This window comes from Variovorax sp. P1_H12_2 (genome assembly GCF_056405335.1).
Map to the genome: position 1 here is coordinate 1 of NZ_JBFUCI010000643.1, position 2,277 is coordinate 2,277.

General features: G+C 64.1%; 4 protein-coding genes. 2 read left to right on the forward strand and 2 right to left on the reverse strand.

The annotated features are described in order from the left end of the window. On the reverse strand, positions 1-1,030 hold a 1,030-nt coding region (pstS, locus tag AC1D2K_RS33630; RefSeq protein WP_478094635.1), incomplete at its 3' end, for a phosphate ABC transporter substrate-binding protein PstS. Between pstS and AC1D2K_RS33635 the strand changes: the two genes are divergently transcribed. Both AC1D2K_RS33635 and AC1D2K_RS33640 read left to right on the forward strand, forming a co-directional pair. Beyond that, on the forward strand, positions 1,029-1,163 hold the full coding sequence (locus AC1D2K_RS33635; RefSeq protein ID WP_478094636.1) for a hypothetical protein: 135 nt from the start codon (positions 1,029-1,031) through the stop codon (positions 1,161-1,163). The genes pstS and AC1D2K_RS33635 overlap by 2 nt on opposite strands. A 132-nt stretch (positions 1,164-1,295) precedes the next feature. After that, complete coding sequence (locus AC1D2K_RS33640; RefSeq protein ID WP_478094638.1) at positions 1,296-1,784, forward strand: arsenate-mycothiol transferase ArsC; 489 nt, start codon at positions 1,296-1,298, stop codon at positions 1,782-1,784. Positions 1,785-1,843: 59 nt separating this feature from the next. Here the strand turns inward: AC1D2K_RS33640 and AC1D2K_RS33645 are convergent. Further along, the coding region (locus AC1D2K_RS33645) for a hypothetical protein (protein ID WP_478094640.1) at positions 1,844-2,277 on the reverse strand (434 nt) is incomplete at its 5' end.

A 2,277-nucleotide genomic window follows, 5' to 3' on the forward strand; every position in this document is an offset into this window, starting at 1 on the left:
GGATCGGCTTGCCCGACGCGTCCTTGATCTCGCCCCAGGCGGTGGCGATCGCGCCCTTGACCTTGTCGGGCATCGGCACGTAGTCGAGGTCGCCGGCGGTCTTGTCGCCGTTCTTGTAGGCCCAGTCGAAGAACTTGAGCGTGGTCGTGGCCTGCRCCGGCTTGTCCTGCAGCTTGTGCATCAGGATGAAGGTGGCGCCGGTGATCGGCCACGAATCCTTGCCYTGCTGGTYGGTCAGCACCTGGTAGAAGCTCTTCGACCAGTCGGCACCTGCCGCCGCCGCCTTGAAGGCATCGTCGTCCGGCGAGACGAAGTTGCCGGCCTGGTTCTGCATCTGCGCGTACGTCATCTTGTTCTGCTTGACGTAGGCGTACTCGACGTAGCCGATCGAGTTCGGCAGCCGGTTCACGAAGGCCGCGACGCCTTCGTTGCCCTTGCCGCCGGCGCCGGYMGGCCAGTTGACCGCCGTGCCGTCGCCGACCTTGGCCTTCCAGTCGGGGTTGACCTTGCTCAGGTAGTTGGTGAACAGGAAGGTGGTGCCCGAACCGTCGGCGCGGCGGACCGGCGCGATGGCGGCGTCCGGCAGCGCCAGCGAGGGGTTCAGCGCCTTGATGGCCGGATCGTTCCACTTGGCGATCTTGCCCAGGTAGATGTCGCCGATGACCTGGCCGCTGAGCTTGAGCTCGCCCGGCTTGATGCCCTGGATGTTGACCACCGGGATCACGCCGCCGATGACGGTCGGGAACTGCACSAGCCCCTTGGTCTTGAGCTCTTCGTCGSTCAGCGGCATGTCGGAGGCGCCGAARTCGACCGTCTTGGCRTCGATCTGCTTGAGGCCGGCGCCCGAGCCGACCGACTGGTAGTTGATCTTGGCGCCGGTGGCYTTGTTGAAATCGGCGGCCCACTTCGAATACAGCGGCGCCGGGAAGCTGGCGCCGGCGCCGGTGGCGGCTTCCTGGGCCAGGGCCGGAACTTGCGCGAATGCCGCGGCGATCAGGCCGGCGGAGGCGAATCTGGAAAGCGTGATCATGGGTCGTGTCTTCATCTGGCTGCAGTGGGGGGCGGTCGCCGGCATCGAGGACCCACCCGGAAAGGGCGGGCGCCGAAGCAACCTCTACCAGCGCCAGCAGACCGTCCGCACGCAGCGTACTCTCGAAAAGTGACGCTTTGATGATGGTCGAAATACCGTCGGTTCGCCAGTACGGCAACGAGGCCGAGACAGGGAGCCCTTGTTCGAAAAACTGTTGTTCGGGGATGCCGCGTCGGTGCACAGTCGGTGGACAATCTGAGAGTCCATGCAGAAGATCTGTGTTGTTTTTGTTTCGCGACGAAACTCCTTGCGCAGCATCCTGGCTGAAGCCTGCCTGCTCCATCTGAGTCAGCGCTTTTCCGTGCATTCCTGTGGCCGCCCGGGCGAGATCGCCCATTCGGTCCACCCGGCTGCCCTGGGTGCGCTGACCAGCGCCAGCATTCCACTGCCGCACACCGCCTTGCGCAGTTGGGACGAGTTCACCCGCTCGGGCGCACCGCGGGCGGACCTCGTCATTGCGCTGGACGCATCCATCGAGCTGTTGCAGCCTCGGTGGCCAGGTCAGCCGAACGCGGCGTTGTGGCCCTATGAGGATGTGGCCGCCATCGTCAACGCCGAACAGGCGGCTCACGCCGCGATTCAAACGCTGTACTCCCTGCGGCGCCGTCTGGAGCTGCTGGCCAATTTGCCGTTGCGCGCAGTCGACAGGGCGGCGGTGCGCGCGGACGTCCGGGATCTCGCGCACTTGAATTGAAAGCTTCTTGTGAGCGTCGCGCCGAGGTCAGGCGCGACGCCCGGGCCACGCCGCGGCGATCAGCTCGCTTGTCCCGTGAGCGRCACGTCGATCCCCTCAAGGGGCGACATCTGAAGCGAAAGATCGAACARCCTGGCTTTGCCGGCGTAGTAGCGATCAAGTCGCCACTCTTTCAGGATCTCGACGGCGAGGTCGAACATGTCGAAGTCGAGTTCATACAGGGATGCAAGCTCGAAGCTGCGGTCAGATTCGAGCGCCAGCACCAACTGCGAAAGTACCACTGCGGACTGTCCGTTCGGATTTCGTTCGATGAAGCGACGGGCGCGATGGATCGCATTCATGGATTTCTCCCAGATTTGGAGAGATCGCGATTGTGGCTTGATCCGCAGCCGGATGAGGAAAAGACCACGACCGCCCAGCGGTGGCGAGTCCGAAGGCCCCATCTGCTTCAGGAACGCATTCGGCACAGAGTTGCCCGCAGGCAACAAAGTGA